19 protein-coding genes are annotated in these 13,236 nt (G+C 69.5%); 5 read left to right on the forward strand and 14 right to left on the reverse strand.

All coding sequences use genetic code 11. The features are described 5' to 3' along the window. A partial coding sequence (locus AOK17_RS44680; protein WP_245697782.1) for an ATP-binding protein occupies positions 1-445 on the forward strand: 445 nt, incomplete at its 5' end. A gap of 610 nt (positions 446-1,055) precedes the next feature. Next, positions 1,056-1,688, forward strand: coding sequence for a Uma2 family endonuclease (locus AOK17_RS44690; protein ID WP_245697784.1), 633 nt, complete (start codon positions 1,056-1,058; stop codon positions 1,686-1,688). Positions 1,689-1,693: 5 nt separating this feature from the next. Here AOK17_RS44690 and AOK17_RS44695 read toward each other — a convergent pair whose 3' ends face one another. The 8 genes from AOK17_RS44695 to AOK17_RS51110 form a co-directional block, all read right to left on the reverse strand. Further along, the gene (locus AOK17_RS44695; RefSeq protein WP_055618386.1) at positions 1,694-1,948 is read right to left on the reverse strand and encodes a hypothetical protein; all 255 of its coding nucleotides are present in this window, start codon (positions 1,946-1,948) and stop codon (positions 1,694-1,696) included. A 134-nt stretch (positions 1,949-2,082) separates the two neighbouring features. Next, a complete protein-coding gene (locus tag AOK17_RS44700; protein ID WP_055618387.1) occupies positions 2,083-2,940 on the reverse strand; it encodes a peptidoglycan-binding protein in 858 nt (285 codons plus the stop codon). A gap of 7 nt (positions 2,941-2,947) precedes the next feature. Beyond that, a complete protein-coding gene (locus AOK17_RS44705; RefSeq protein ID WP_055618388.1) occupies positions 2,948-3,589 on the reverse strand; it encodes a hypothetical protein in 642 nt (213 codons plus the stop codon). Between the two features lie 88 nt (positions 3,590-3,677). Further along, on the reverse strand, positions 3,678-3,863 hold the full coding sequence (locus AOK17_RS44710; RefSeq protein WP_055618389.1) for a hypothetical protein: 186 nt from the start codon (positions 3,861-3,863) through the stop codon (positions 3,678-3,680). Beyond that, positions 3,860-6,241 (reverse strand): hypothetical protein, encoded by a 2,382-nt coding sequence (locus tag AOK17_RS44715; protein ID WP_055618390.1) that lies wholly within the window; start codon positions 6,239-6,241, stop codon positions 3,860-3,862. Before AOK17_RS44715 ends, AOK17_RS44710 begins: the two co-directional genes overlap by 4 nt. A gap of 3 nt (positions 6,242-6,244) precedes the next feature. Continuing rightward, entirely contained in the window at positions 6,245-7,072 is an 828-nt protein-coding gene (locus tag AOK17_RS44720; protein ID WP_055618391.1) for a hypothetical protein, read from the reverse strand. 9 nt (positions 7,073-7,081) lie between these two features. Beyond that, positions 7,082-8,140 (reverse strand): hypothetical protein, encoded by a 1,059-nt coding sequence (locus tag AOK17_RS44725; RefSeq protein ID WP_055618392.1) that lies wholly within the window; start codon positions 8,138-8,140, stop codon positions 7,082-7,084. Positions 8,141-8,157: 17 nt separating this feature from the next. Then, positions 8,158-8,667, reverse strand: coding sequence for a hypothetical protein (locus AOK17_RS51110; RefSeq protein WP_157881538.1), 510 nt, complete (start codon positions 8,665-8,667; stop codon positions 8,158-8,160). A 120-nt stretch (positions 8,668-8,787) separates the two neighbouring features. Between AOK17_RS51110 and AOK17_RS44730 the strand changes: the two genes are divergently transcribed. Beyond that, positions 8,788-9,177, forward strand: a complete 390-nt coding sequence (locus AOK17_RS44730) for a DUF3592 domain-containing protein (protein WP_055618393.1) — start codon at positions 8,788-8,790, stop codon at positions 9,175-9,177. 23 nt (positions 9,178-9,200) lie between these two features. Here AOK17_RS44730 and AOK17_RS44735 read toward each other — a convergent pair whose 3' ends face one another. From AOK17_RS44735 to AOK17_RS44760, 6 genes are all read right to left on the reverse strand, one after another. Next, a complete protein-coding gene (locus AOK17_RS44735; protein WP_055618394.1) occupies positions 9,201-9,554 on the reverse strand; it encodes a hypothetical protein in 354 nt (117 codons plus the stop codon). Positions 9,555-9,601: 47 nt separating this feature from the next. Further along, a complete protein-coding gene (locus AOK17_RS44740; protein ID WP_055618395.1) occupies positions 9,602-9,892 on the reverse strand; it encodes a hypothetical protein in 291 nt (96 codons plus the stop codon). 146 nt (positions 9,893-10,038) lie between these two features. Continuing rightward, complete coding sequence (locus AOK17_RS44745; protein WP_055618396.1) at positions 10,039-10,635, reverse strand: phage tail tube protein; 597 nt, start codon at positions 10,633-10,635, stop codon at positions 10,039-10,041. Between the two features lie 70 nt (positions 10,636-10,705). Continuing rightward, the gene (locus AOK17_RS44750) at positions 10,706-11,107 is read right to left on the reverse strand and encodes a hypothetical protein (protein ID WP_055618397.1); all 402 of its coding nucleotides are present in this window, start codon (positions 11,105-11,107) and stop codon (positions 10,706-10,708) included. 285 nt (positions 11,108-11,392) lie between these two features. Continuing rightward, on the reverse strand, positions 11,393-11,614 hold the full coding sequence (locus AOK17_RS44755) for a helix-turn-helix domain-containing protein (protein WP_055618398.1): 222 nt from the start codon (positions 11,612-11,614) through the stop codon (positions 11,393-11,395). Next, positions 11,611-12,123 carry a hypothetical protein gene (locus AOK17_RS44760; protein WP_055618399.1) on the reverse strand — a complete coding sequence of 171 codons (513 nt, stop codon included), beginning with the start codon at positions 12,121-12,123 and terminating at the stop codon, positions 11,611-11,613. The genes AOK17_RS44755 and AOK17_RS44760 overlap by 4 nt, the downstream gene beginning before the upstream one ends. A 367-nt stretch (positions 12,124-12,490) precedes the next feature. Here AOK17_RS44760 and AOK17_RS44765 point away from each other — a divergent pair, with 367 nt between their 5' ends. Beyond that, positions 12,491-12,943 carry a helix-turn-helix domain-containing protein gene (locus AOK17_RS44765; RefSeq protein WP_055618400.1) on the forward strand — a complete coding sequence of 151 codons (453 nt, stop codon included), beginning with the start codon at positions 12,491-12,493 and terminating at the stop codon, positions 12,941-12,943. A gap of 83 nt (positions 12,944-13,026) precedes the next feature. Next, positions 13,027-13,236 (forward strand): hypothetical protein (locus AOK17_RS44770; protein ID WP_157881539.1); only part of this gene is annotated, 210 nt, incomplete at its 3' end.

The raw sequence follows: 13,236 nt of genomic DNA on the forward strand, positions 1-13,236 counted from the left end.
GGAGTCGACGCCAACGGACCCCGCCCGCCGCGCCGCCCACCGCCCCGCGCAAATCGCCTACGAATACAGCCTGTTCGCCCCCGCGGACGCCACCGCGCCCCGCGTCTGCCGGGACTTCGTACGCGCCGTCCTGTTCACGCACGACCGCGAACCCCTCGTCATGCCCGCCGCCCTGTGCACCTCGGAACTCGTCACGAACGTCCATCTGCACACCAAGGGCGCCGCCATGCTGCGGATCCGGCTGAATCCGGCCCGGCTCCATGTGAGCGTCTTCGACGAGAGCCCCGATCCACCGGTCGTGGCGCGCCCGGCCGCGGGGGTCGCCGCCTGCTGGGGGCGAGGGCTTGCCCTGGTCGAGGAGGTGGCGGACACATGGGGCGTCGCCGTCGAGAGGGCGGGGCGGTACGCGAAGGGGGTTTGGTTCGAGCTGCGGCCGGCGGGGTGAGTCGTTTCTGCTTTGCCTGTTTGCCGACCAGCGTCAACCGGATGCCTCGACGCCCTTTTGCCTGCCCGCCGCGCGGCGTTCCCGCAAGCTCACGGCCCACGAGGCCAGTGCGAGGCAGACGGGCAGGTAGAACCACCCCCAAGAGTCGGAGGCGACAGAAGCAGCGAGGAGAAACCAGGAAGACACCGCAGCCGTAAGCAGTACAGCGGGCAGCCACTGACGCCAGGCGGGCAAGTGGCTCATCCGAAGGACCGACCAGGCCATCCAAGCGAAGATGCACAGGACGGGGATGCCGAAGATCATCCAAGGCTCCGGAACGTAGAGGCGGGCGTCGGGCGCGAGCGAGCCCGCCGAACGTAGCGCTCGCTCCCGGGACCGGTCCCGGAACCGGGACTCGGCGGACCGGCCATCGGCGCGCGGAGTGGCCAACCGCGGCGGGCGGGGTGAGTCGTCTCTGCTTCATCTGTTCGAGTGAACAGCGAACGTTTCCGCAGGTGAGCCCATGTGGCTGCCTACCGTGATGGCGTTGCTTGTGCCACAAGCACGCCCAGCCCACACTTGAGGAGGTGACGCCACGATGACCGCTCTTGCACACGAGAGGCCCGAGACCATGACCGAGATCAGGACCGAGCCTCACTGCCTGCCCGAGAACGGGCCCGGCCTTGACAAGGTCCTGTGGCAGGCATGGAAGGCCATGGAACTCCCCGAGGGCTACCGCGCTGAGATCATCGAGGGAGCCATCGAGGTGTCGCCCACCGGCCGTTATTCGCATGCTCGTGTCGTCAACCGTTTGCGGGACGCGCTGGCGGACTTCTTGCGAGGCAGTGAGCATGCTGCCTGGAATGACACAAACGTGATCCATGGGCACCGGGCGTGGATTCCGGATGGCTTCGTGGCTCCAAGCGATGAGGAGCCGGCAGCGACAGAGGACGACCTGGGCATCAAGGCCTCTGCTGTCGAACTGATCGTCGAGATCGTCTCTCCCGGCAAGCGCAACCAGGATCGCGACCGGATCAAGAAGCGCCGCGAATACGCCCGCGCCGGCATTCCCGTGTACGTGATCATCGATGACTACGACGGTGAGGGCGCCGTCACCCTCTTCACCGGGCCCCGCCCCGACAGGGCCGACTGGGAGGACATCCACCGGGTCCCCTACGGCACCGAGGTCACCATCCCCGAAGGCCCCGCCAAGGGTTTCGTCGTCACGGAGGCGATCACGGGGCCCGCGCGGGCCAAGGAGTAGAGCGCCTATCGGCCCAGCGTCTGCCAGACCGTCAGCGCCAGGGCCAGGCACGACGTGGCCGCCGCCAGGGACGGCAGGGGCCAGCGGGTGCGTTCCAGGGCCTCGATACGGGTCTCGTGTTCGTCCAGGGTCTTGTCGGTCTGGTCGGCGCGTTGGAGGAGTAGCGCCAGGTCGCCCCGGGTGGTCGCGAAACCGACGTCGACCGAGCGACGCAGCCGCTCCAGCTCCAGTACCACCTCCTCCGTCTCAGTCGCCGTCATCGCACACCTCCCGGCGATCGTCCGCATCGGTATCGGTATCGGCGTCGGTTTCGGTCATCGTGCTGCTCCTCGTGCTCCTCGTTCTCTTCGGTGGTTCCTGGTGGTTCCCAGTGCTTTCTGGCGACCGTCGCCCGTCAGTCCCGCGGCACGCGCAGTCTGTCCCAGCTGGTGCGGCCCGGGATACCGTCCGCCGCCGCGCCCACGTAGCCGAGCTTGCGCTGCCAGGCCGCGTACGAGAGGACGTCGGCGCGGGTCCAGACGGGGCCGGGGCCGTTCGCGTACCGGCCGCAGTCCTCGGCCACCAGCCGTCTGCCGACGGCGGTGACCAGTTCACTGCGTCGGCCCGGCGCGAAGAACGCGGCGCCCGGGAAGGGCGCGTGCGCCACGGGGGTGGGGCGCGGAGTGGGCTTGTCGCCCAGCAGCGCGTCGATCCGCGCGCGCATCACCGCCATCGGGAACGACGGGTCGATCTTCCGCCGCGTCCACTCCTTGTGGGCGATCACGCTTGCCGCCGACCAGCCGTGGGCACGGCACACGGCCGCCGACAGCCGTTCCACGGCGGCGAGTTGGGCCGCCGGATACGGATCGCGGCCGTTGCCCAGGTTCTCGATCTCGAAGCCGTAGAAGCGGGCGTTGCCGTCCACGGCGTCCGGCCCGGGGGCGGGGAGCGCGGACCTCTCGGCGCGTACGGCGTCCAGGACCGCGCTCGAACCCGAACCGGCGTGGTTGGTACGGCCGTACCCGAGCAGGTGCAGTGTGCCGTCCTTGGTGATCAGCCCGACGCACAGCGGGCCCGGCAGCGCCCCGGTGCCGTCGCGGCACAGGCGGAGACTGTCGGTGCCGGCGGTGTGGTGCAGCATCACGCCGTGCACCGGACCCCAGGGACCCTTGTGATTGCGGTTGTGCGTACGCCAGTCGGAGTGCTCGGAAAGGGCGACGCCCTCGCCGCGCAGCGCGCGGGCGAGGGCGTCGGCCGTCAGGGGTGTGGCCATGACGTCCTCAGTTCACGGGGGTGACGGTCAGGAACCGGAAGGCGAACGTGGCCGTTCCCGCGGTGCACTTGTAGGCGGCGATAGCCGTGTACGCGCTGTTCGGGGTGAGGCCGCTGACCAGGTACTGGGTACTTGCCGAGACCTGGCCCGTGCCGGTGGAGATGGCCGAACGGCGCTCGTCGGCGGCCAGTACGACCGTCGAACCCGAACCGGCCTTGACGTTCGCCGACATGAAGCACGTACCGGTGGTGCTGCTGTTGATGCGCGCGCCCACCGACACCAGTACGGAGCCGGAGGCCGGAGCCGTGAAGGCGGCGGCCGTCGGGTCGCCGGTGGAAGGCGTCAGTGTCTCCACGAACGATGTCGCGGTGGTGGTGCCGACCGTCGGGTTGGCCTTGTGGACCGGGGCGGGCGCCAGTTGGGACCAGACGCTGCCGGTGTAGTACCAGAATTGCTTCGGCGTGCTGAGCCAGCACAGCATGCCCGCCACCGGGGCGGTCACCTTGGCGTCCCGCGCGGCGCCGTCGGCGAACCGCAGCACGGTCCGGCCGTCCACGGCCTCGGCGAGCGACTGGATGTGCACGGGGATGTTCGCGGCGTCGGCCGGCTGCGGGTACGGGAGACTGCCGAGCGGAGTGAGCAGGGCCATGACGGCTTCCTCCTGGAACTTGTGGGAGACGGGGAGTTGGGGAGTTGGGGAGCTGGGCGTTACGGGGATGGGGAGACGCGGCGCGAGGTCAGTCGCCCAGGACCGGCGGCAGCGAATCCGGGGGCATGCCGCCGTCCCCGTCGCGTGTCGTCGGGCTGTCGATCGGGACGGGATGGGCCACGTTGCCGTCCTCCTCGACGGGGTCCAACAGCGATTCCTGCAGTGGTTCCTGCAGCTGTTCCAACAGCGGTTCCTGCACGGGCGGTTCGCTCATGCCGCACCTCCCGGTGCGTTGAGCAGCTCGCGGTAGGAGACCCCGCTCGTGGTCAGGGCGTCGAGCGTCGCGTTCCGCGCCTCGATCAGGGAGTACGTGCGCTGCGTGCCGTACCCCGGATCGACCGGCGGGTCCGGGGTGAGCCCGGCGTCGGCCGGGACACCGTTGTAGGAGGTGCCGCGCAGGGTCAGGGTCTGCTGCGGCGCGGCGCCGGACGCACAGGTGGTGCGGATTCCGACGACCCAGGCGAGCGTGTCGAGCGTGGCGCCGCTGGTGTCCACCACCCGTACGACGTCGCCGAGTTGGATGCGGGGGTCGTGCAGCACCTCCACCTCGCCGAGCACCGGCACCGGATAGCGGCCGGCGTCGAGCATGGCGAACGACAGGTCCGAGGCGGCCTGCCGCTGCTGCACCCACTCGGTCGCGGGTGCCTGGTAGACCTGCTTGCCGTAGTGGAGCTGGCTGTTGGTGTTGTACCAGGCGTACGAGCGCTGCCGGGGATCGCCGGTCCGCTTCTGCGGCACGATCTGCACGGACGGCTTGCCGTCCTTGGTGACCGTCCAGACGCTCGCCGTACCGTGGTTGGTGAAGCGGACGATGTAGTTCGGGCCGTCGCGCCGCGAGCCGACCGTCACCCGGCCCTTGACCGAGGTGCCGCCCGTCGCCGCGCTGCCGAAGCGGACCCGGTGGCCCCCGATCGGAGCCACGTCGTCCTCGATCTGGAGCGGCCCGATGTCGAGTTCGTCCTCGGCGACGGCGTAGGCGACCTCTACCGGGCTGCCCGGCCGGATCTCCCGTACGGCGGTGTCGGTGACCGTGTCGCTGAAGGTGTGGCTGATGCCCGTCCAGTCCTGGTAGGGCTGTTCGCAGTAGTTGCGGCAGGCGTCGATCTCCTCGGAGACGGTGAGCGCGGCGATGTCCCGCCGGGTGGTCACCGTGAGATCGGGCCGCGCCGGCACCGACTGGAACCGGCCGGGGCCGCGCCAGCGGAACACGCCCAGCTCGTCGAACTCGGCGGTGGACAGGGTGGCACGGGCGATCTCGGTGATGGCGTCCCACTGGGAGCCGGAGACCTTGGGCAGGTCGAACAGCGGCACCGTCGCGTCGTCGAGCACCGCGCCCCTGGCCCAACGGCCCTTCTGTTCCCACTCGTCGGCGGTGTACGAGGTCAGGTCGGGCCAGGAACGGTCGGTGACCTGGAGGCACTCGACGGCCACGTCCGTCTTCAGGTTGACCTGGAACAGCTCGGAGGGAGGCTGGAGGGCGGATGCCTCGGTGAAGGTGTAGGGCGCGGTCGGCGGGACGACGTACTCCCCGTCGGGGGCGGTGAGCCGCGGGTACACGGTCGCCGGGGTGCTCGCGCCGGTGGTTCCCGCCCGGGTGTCCACCGTGAACCCGAGATGCCACACCCCCTTGAGGGAGGCGAGCTTGGGAATGGTCCAGCTCGCGACCGTGCCGCCGCCGTCGACCGTGCCCGAGGTGATCTTCACGACGCCGGTCGCGAAGTACACGTTCAGCGCGTAGTTCCCGAACGCTCCCGCGCTGCGGTCGAAGACCAGCTTGAGTTCCAGTTCGCTGCCCACCGAGAGGGCGGTGTTCACATGCAGCTCGGCCTGGAACACCTTCCCGGCCACGACGAAGCGGGACCGCGGCATCCAGGACACTTCGAGCCCGGCCGCCTTCGGCATGAGCGCCGTGTCGAACGGGGCTCCGTCCCGGATCCAGGAGTACGACGCCGGGTCCGGCAGCGTCTCCGGCTGCCCGTACGAGGCGTTGAAGCCGCCGTGCAGCGAGGCGTAGAGCACGGTGAACGGCTTGGCGGGGTCCTCGGCCACGGCGGGTCCCCGGGGCGGCGGACAGCTGTGGATGCCGCCCTGGCGCAGGAGTTCGTCCACGCACCAGGTCGCGCTCGCCACGGGACGCCCGTAACGCAGACCGTGATACGGCCGCGGGAGCTGCGCGGGTCCGCGCAGCCGCTCCGCGCCGTCCAGCGCCTGCACGGTGACGGTGTCGCTGCCCGACGCTGCCGCGCGGGACCGCACTGTGCCCCGGAAGGCAGGCACCGTACGGCCGTTCGCGCCCGCCCGGTGGACGACGGACTGACCGGGGCGTACGGCGTCGCCGGTGCCGCGGCCCGCCCAGGCCGAGTACAGCAGCGGCGCGGGCACGCCGGTGCCGCCGAGGAGCAGTTCGAGCTGGGCCGACGCGCTTCCGGAGAAGGCGCGCAGGGCTTCGGGCAGATCGGTGCTGTAGGCCCGCTCCACCTTCCAGGACTGGATCTGCGCGCCCAGCTCCCGGCCGCCGAGCCGGGTGGCGTGGGCCGGGGTCCGGTCCGGGGCGGCGAGGGCTGCGCCGAGCAACTCGTCTGAGTCCTGCACCTGTTACACCTCCACCAGGTCGATGCTGATGTTCCGGTACGGCAGCCGGGCCGCCGGGACGTCGCTGTACGCGGTCACGGTCATCGCCGGGCAGCCGTCGCCGAGCGCGTACGCGACCGGGACCGCGTCGATCGTCAGACAGGCGCCGGCCAGTCCGGCGAGCACGGCCTCGCCGGGGCCGCCGACCGGTGTGACGAAGACGGCCTCGGCGGGAGCGGTGCCGGTGACGGCGGCGCCGGTCGCGGCCGTGGTGCTCAGATACGTTCCGTCGGCGCGCTTCCAGTCCAGCTGGGCCGTGGCGAGTGCCGGGTTCCAGTCGGGCGGCACCTGCCAGGACACCCGCATACCGGGGGCCACCGGCCAGCCGGCCCACAGACCGTGCTTCCAGCCGACCCGGGTGTTCTCCCCGAAGTCGCCGATGACGGTGTCACCGGTGTACGGGAGCACGCCCAGGGAGCCGGAGACGGTGAACCAGTGGTCGGTGCCGCCGGGTTCGGAGCTCTGGGCCGCGGCCTGGTACGGCCCGAGCAGGTTGACCGAGGCCGGGTCGATGACCGCGAGCGGTCCGTACGAGGGCGCCGGACTGCCTTGCAGACCGGGGCCGTTGACCCGGCGGGCGAGCCGGGTCAGGTGCTGGGCGTCACCGGGTTCGAGCCAGTCCCAGGAGAACTTGAGCCGACGGACCGTGCGCGGCGGCGCGATGGTGGTGACGCGTCCTTCGAGGGACTTGAACTCGGTGACGTTCAACTCGGCGCTGCGGTCCCAGCTCTTGGCGGCCTGGTCGATCTCCCGCAGCAGACCGGGCTTGCCGATCCACAGGTTCCTGGCCATGTCCTTGCCTCACCTCCGGGCGAGCTTGCGCTGCCCCAGTTGGACGGCGCGCGCGATGGTCTGGGAGTCCACGTCGATCTGGACGGGCCGCTCGGCGAGCGCCTCGACGGCCGCCGCGAGCCGGCGCATGCCACCGCCGGAGCCGAGCATCCGCTCCAGCTTGGACAGCGGGATGACCGCCTCGTGCTCACCGCCCTCGCCGACGAGCGCGAGCGTGCCGCCGGTACGGGCCCGCACGACGCCGCCCTTCGCGAGCTGCGGCACCGGGATGGGCGACAGGTTGAACGCGAAGCCCCGGCCGCCGATGGCGGGCACCCAGTCCGGGACCTTGAACTTGACGCGGTTCAGGGCGCTGATCAGGACGTTGAGCCCGCGGACGAGCATCCGGGTGGGCGTCAGGAACCCGTTCACGACGCCCTTGAAGAGCGGCCCGAGGATCCTCGCGGCCGACTGCGAGGAGCTCTTGATGTGACTCCACGCGGCCGTGAGCCCCTTGCGGACCAGGGCGGCGACCTTGTCCATGTTCACGAACTGGGCGATGAGCGGGGCGACCAGGGTCATCACCAGCCCGAACGGGTTGGACGCCATGGCGAGGTTGAGCCCCTTCTGCGCGGTGGACGCCCCCTTGAGCCCCTTCCCGAGACTCCCCATGGACTTCCCGCCCTTGTCGGCGTTCTTGCCGGCCTTCCCGACGGACTTCTCCACGGCATCGGACTGCTGCTTTACGTCCTTGAGGGCGTTCTTGGCCTTGTCGGCGGAGGACTTGAGCTTGTCGAGGGAGGTCTTGAACTTGTCGGTGGTGGACCTGGACTTGGCGAGGGAGCCATCGGCGCCCTTGGCCCCGGAGCCGGCCTTCGAGAGGCCGCTGCCCGTCTGCGAGGCGGCCGTCCGCAGCCGGCCCAGCGACGTGTTGAGCTTGTCGGAACCGCCCCGGATCCTGTCCAGCGAGGGATTGGCACCGGCGGTCGCGGTACGCAACTGCTGGACGGAGTTCGAGGCCTGAACGGCTGCGCCACGGAAGCGGGAAAGCGTTGCCGCAGCGGTGGTGGAACTACGTGCGAGTGACATGAGAAACCCCTCCCGAGTCAGGCGATCTGCCGCGCGGCACTACCCGCCTCTTTTGTGAGGTCACTCAGCGCCCGGGACAGAGAGATGGAGGCGCTGCGCATACCTTTCAGCCGGTCCACATCGATACTGGTGATAGGTGCCTGCGGGGCGGCTTGAGGTTGTTGGATCCGTCCGACTCCAACAAATTTCTCCGGCTGCAACTGCAACCGAATACCGCGCAGTAGATTTTTTCCGAGCACCTCCCAATTGAGAAATTTGATCCCCAGGACGCCGATAGCCGCTACGCTCAGGGGAATCCATTCCTTCTTGATGATGTTGGTGATGATTTCGGAAGCTCCGGTCAGCGGGGCGAGTTGCTCCGCTACGCCGGGAGCATTCTTGGAAGAGGTCGCAGGTGTCGGACCTGAGAGCTTTTCGATGGCTGCATCGAAGTGAGCTTTGGACAGGCAGGTGGTCTGTTTGGCTGTGAGGAGCGTCTTCACCTCGGATACCTTTTGATAAATTTCATCATTTGTTCTCTGGTTCACCTTTTCTCCCGAGTGGTGTCGAAGGTGGAGGCGTGCTGCGCCTGCGACTCCCTAGGCAGCCCCAAGGGGGGTCGCTAGGGTTTGGAAGCGTTGCGCGTCGCCTGAGGATGGGAGTTGGGTATGTTCGAGGTTCTGCGTGACTATGCGCCCGGCGTAATGATTTTGGGTATTCCCTTGTTACTGGGTTCCGCTCTCTTTGTTTGGCGCGACGGGAATCTCAGACGCAGAGGTGTTGTCGTCCAGGCCGATTGCATCAACCACAGGCGTAACTCGGAGGGGAATACCAGTCTCCAGCTCCGTTTTGTCGTCGAGGGAGCGGTGTATACCTGCGAGACGCAGAGCTACCGGTTCCCACCCGCTGCCGTGGGCGAAAAGCTTGATGTGATGTACGACCCGAGGGATCCGCGAGGAGCCATGATGACAGCGGAAGTCGGCAGCGGCAGGGTGCCGTGGGTGATCGGCTCGGTTGCCGCGGTTTCTCTGGTGGCCACCGCTGTCGCGCACCTTTGACCGGTTGTCCGCAGGGCCGGCCGTCAGAGGAAGAAATTCATGAGTTCTTCCGCCGTCGGCGTCGCAGTCCGTTGCGCCGACCCGGCGTCCGGCTTGACGTCAGGCTCGTCGCCCGGCCGGGGTACGGCCTCGGGGAACTCCAGCGGCTCGCTGTCCTCGTCCCGGTTGACCGTCGCGAACATCCAGTTCGCCTCGGCGAGTTGGTCGACGACGGAGGCGAGCAGGTAGTCGGTGACCGACCAGTCCGCCGACTCGCCGTGCAGTTCGCGGGCCGTCGCGCTGTCCCGCGGAAGGTGCTGGACCAGTACCGAAAGCCGCCGCGACGACAGCAGCCCCCGGTGCCAGTCCAGCAGGTCGACGCCGTAGTGGCGGAGCAGGTCCGCCTCCAGGGCCTCGGCGTGCTCTTCGACCAGCTCGCCGAGGCTCAGTCTTCCCCCAGGCCCAGCCCCGTCTCCTTGCCGTAGGCCTCCAGGACAGCGGCGATGTCCTGCATGGTGACGTCGTGCCGCTCGAAGCGGGCGAACTGCTTCTCGCCCAGCAGGAGTCGGAGCAGCCCGTCCACGTCGTTGTCGTCGAGGTCGCGGAGCGTGCGGGCCGTGGTGCGGGTCAACTCGGTCGGCAGCTCGAAGCTGTCGTCGTCGAGCTCGAAGGTCCAGGCCCGGCCGAGCGCCTCCAGGCGCTGCGCGCGGGCCGCGTTGACGTTGAATCCGGCCATGGTGAACTCCCTTGCGGACAGAGGTACATGTGCGAACGGACGTATGCGGAGGGCCGGGGCGGCGGGTGGGGGAGCCCGCCGCCCCGGGTGACGAGCCCGAACAGGGCTGTCACAGAAGGTGGATCAGAGGGTGGACGGGCGGTCCGTCACAGAGCCGCGTACGCCTTGTCCTTCATGATCCACTTGGCCAGTTCGCGCTTGGCGGTCTCCGCCTCCAGCGCGGTGAAGGTGACCCCGAGCTTCACGGAACCGGTCCGCGTGAAGCCCATCTCCTCGGTCTCGGTGACCTGCCCGCGCGGCAGGATGAAGCGGTACACGGCGTCCGTGCCGTCCGTGAACTCGATGCCGAGGGCCCGCTCGTCCTTCGCGGGCGTACTCGGGATCAGGAACTCGTACGTGTCCACCACCGCGGTTCCGCCCACCGAGGTCTGGGTGATGTCGGTGGCCGGGATGCCCATGAAGAAGGAGAGCGTGCTCTTGTTCATCTGGAGCAGCTGGAACTTCACGGTCAGGTCGCGGTCGGAGTAGATGAACCGGCCCGGGCTCGCCGACTGCCAGGTGTCGACCGGGTCGATCTTGTCCTTCTTGTTGAGCTTGATGCCGTCGACGGAGGTGTATCCCAGCTCGACCCAGCCGGTCGGCCAGACGTCGTCGGACTTGGCCGGCGCGGTGGTGCCGGCGGGGGCCACCAGGACCCGGCCGGTACCGGCGACACGGATTTCCTTGCCGTTGTTCGTTGCCATGCGAACGCCTCTTTCGAGTAAGGGACTTGAGCGGTCGTACGGAGATCGGTCGTACGGTGGGCGGCCGGGCTCAGCCGAGCCGCAGCAGCAGCCGGATCGTGGAGCGGTAGCGGTTCGCCGCCGACCGCGTGTAGTCGGGGAGCCAGCGCGGTCCGTCGGCCTCGGAGACATCGACGACGACCGCGGAGCCGTACACCGTGTCGGCCAGTTCCAGGACGCAGGCACGGGCGGACAGCGCCACGGTGTGCGCCGTGGGCTTGTCCGGGCCGTACGCCTCCAGGTCGAGCAGCGGCTGGTCGAGATGCTGGTCGTCGACCCAGGCGCCGCCCATGTGGGAGACGAGGACCACCTTCTGGGTGCCGTCGAACCCGGCGGGCGGGCGGCTGTCGACGGTGACGCCGGTCAGCTCGGCCCGGTTCTTGAGGAAGTCGACGACCAGTTGCTCGGCGTCGGGGAAGGTCAGGATGGCCACATGGACGCTCCCTTCGGGAGACGGGTTTCCGGGGATCTCCGGGCCTCCGGGCGGCCTGGCCCGGGAGTTTCCGGGCAACACGAAGCGGCAGGTCCGCCGCCCGTCCTCCGGGCGCAGCTCTGCCGCTGCATCCACTGTGACACCGGGCGGGGAAACATGCAACTGGCTTATGCCGGGCGGCTATTCGGCCCGTACGCATGAGGGGTCCCGCCGCGTGGTGCGGCGGGACCCCTCGCGCGTACGGCGGAAGCAGCGGGACCAACGGGTTCAGTGGGATCAGTGGGATCAGTGGTGGTGGTGCCGGGCGAGGTGCGTCGTCCGCTCGGCGGCGAAGACGTCCTCCAGGCGGAAGAGGCGCCGCCGGCCCTGCGTGCCCGCGGGCCGCAGATGGCCGCGCTGCACCCACTTGCGGATGGTCGCGGTCGTGACGCCCGCCTCGTCGGCGGCCAACTCGGTGGTGATCAGAGGGACGTTGACAGCCTTGCCGGTGTTCGTGGTTCCGGTCATGAGTGCTCGGCCTCCAGTAACCGCCCGCACACGGGATTGACGCATCTGATCTCGGCCCGCTCGGGTAACGCCCGCAGTGAGACGCAGTCGCAGGCGGGGCAGCGGCCGGGCAGCCGTACGAGCTGCTCCGGGTCGCCGAGCGCGCGGGCGCAGCGTGCGGCCATCCGCCGGGTCTCGTCCTCGACGTGCGGGGCGAGCAGCGGGTCGGCGGCGATGCGGTCCAGCAGTCCGGCGATACGGCGCAGCCGTACCGGTACGGAGGCCGGGGGCACCGGCCGCAGACCGAGCCGTTCACGTACGGCCTCCTCCAGTTCGACGACTCCGTCGGTGATGTCCCGTACGGCGTCGGAGACATAGAGGCGGACCGGGGCGGTCGTACCACCGACGGGTCCGTTGCCCCGGCGCTCACGCAGGCCCCCGTGGACCGCGGGGGACAACTCGTCGACGAGGTCCGGGAAGCGGCGGACGAGCGAGGCGATCCAGACGGCTCCACCGTGGTCTTCGCTCATCGGGCGACCTCGTTCGGCCGGTGGACCGGGCGCTGATTGCAGCCGCGCGATACCGGTTCGGCAGCAGAACGCCAGGCTGAGGCTGTGGTCGTGGTGGCGGCGGCTCCGGGCGGCTGGTCGGGCACGTGCAACCCCTTTCGATCTATGGGAACATATGTTCGATGGTTGCGAACGAGCGGACAGGGTTGCATGTTGCGAGCGCGTACGCAAGTGATTACGTTCCGTGGAGGTCGATGTGACGGCGAGCTCTCAACCCCTCCTGAGCTGCGGGAAGTTGCCGAATCTCCACAGTTACGCGCGGGCGCGCACACATATTGGTGCGTGTGCGATCGGTACGCTGCCTCGGCGACGAGGGGAGAGCGGACTCATGGCTTCGACGAGCTCACGGGCCGGTGCCCGCGCCGACCACAACTTCCGGGCCGCGGGCCTCGACGACTTTGCCGGCTGGATCGAGGGACTGCTGCGCGTCCGGGGCTACGACATTGACAGCCCGCGCGGCGGCGGCCGTTCGAAGCTCGCCGACGACGCCGGGGTGCACCGGGCCGCCGTGAGCCGGCTGCTCCAGCGGCAGTCCATGCCCGACCTGGAGACGATGCGGCGTATCGCGGCCGTACTCGGCGTGCCGCTGCGGGAGATGCTCATCCGCTCGGGCCGGCTCACCGAGGACGATCTGCCGGTGTCGGACGGCGCGCGTCCCGCGGGCGGCGAGGACCGCCCGTGGCTGAGCGTCGAGGAGGCCGCCCTGCGCATGGGCGTCCCGCCCGAACTGCGGGAGCTGTTCGCCAAGGTGGCCCAGCAGTTCCTGCCGGAGGGCGGCTGACGGCGGCTGACGGCGAAGGGGCCGGGGGTCCGGAGTACTCGGGCTATTGGCCATTGGCCTGCGGGGCCTTGAGGGAGCGCGGCATGGGAAATCCAGGAGGCGGCGGCCCGGACGGCGAGGCGGAACGTGTCTCCCGCCTGGTGGGCGAACTCCTCATCGGGCTCGGCGAGAAGGTCCGGGCGGCGGGGCCGGAATCCGTCCGCGTCCTCACCGAGGAAGAACTCCAACGGCATCAGCTGAACTGGTTCCGCGCGGGGTGGGAGGAACATGCGCGGGCGACGGGTGGGGATGGG

The sequence above is a fragment of the Streptomyces phaeochromogenes genome (assembly GCF_001418655.1).
GTDB classification, from domain to species: Bacteria; Actinomycetota; Actinomycetes; order Streptomycetales; family Streptomycetaceae; genus Streptomyces; species Streptomyces phaeochromogenes.

Bases quoted from the DNA above. Each gene is read 5' to 3' on its own strand.
- AOK17_RS44690 (WP_245697784.1), top strand. From the start codon at position 1,056: ATGACCGAGATCAGGACCGAGCCTCACTGCCTGCCCGAGAACGGGCCC.
- AOK17_RS44695 (WP_055618386.1), bottom strand. From the start codon at position 1,948: ATGACGGCGACTGAGACGGAGGAGGTGGTACTGGAGCTGGAGCGGCTG.
- AOK17_RS44700 (WP_055618387.1), bottom strand. From the start codon at position 2,940: ATGGCCACACCCCTGACGGCCGACGCCCTCGCCCGCGCGCTGCGCGGC.
- AOK17_RS44705 (WP_055618388.1), bottom strand. From the start codon at position 3,589: ATGGCCCTGCTCACTCCGCTCGGCAGTCTCCCGTACCCGCAGCCGGCC.
- AOK17_RS44710 (WP_055618389.1), bottom strand. From the start codon at position 3,863: ATGAGCGAACCGCCCGTGCAGGAACCGCTGTTGGAACAGCTGCAGGAA.
- AOK17_RS44720 (WP_055618391.1), bottom strand. From the start codon at position 7,072: ATGGCCAGGAACCTGTGGATCGGCAAGCCCGGTCTGCTGCGGGAGATC.
- AOK17_RS44725 (WP_055618392.1), bottom strand. From the start codon at position 8,140: ATGTCACTCGCACGTAGTTCCACCACCGCTGCGGCAACGCTTTCCCGC.
- AOK17_RS44730 (WP_055618393.1), top strand. From the start codon at position 8,788: ATGTTCGAGGTTCTGCGTGACTATGCGCCCGGCGTAATGATTTTGGGT.
- AOK17_RS44740 (WP_055618395.1), bottom strand. From the start codon at position 9,892: ATGGCCGGATTCAACGTCAACGCGGCCCGCGCGCAGCGCCTGGAGGCG.
- AOK17_RS44745 (WP_055618396.1), bottom strand. From the start codon at position 10,635: ATGGCAACGAACAACGGCAAGGAAATCCGTGTCGCCGGTACCGGCCGG.
- AOK17_RS44755 (WP_055618398.1), bottom strand. From the start codon at position 11,614: ATGACCGGAACCACGAACACCGGCAAGGCTGTCAACGTCCCTCTGATC.
- AOK17_RS44760 (WP_055618399.1), bottom strand. From the start codon at position 12,123: ATGAGCGAAGACCACGGTGGAGCCGTCTGGATCGCCTCGCTCGTCCGC.
- AOK17_RS44765 (WP_055618400.1), top strand. From the start codon at position 12,491: ATGGCTTCGACGAGCTCACGGGCCGGTGCCCGCGCCGACCACAACTTC.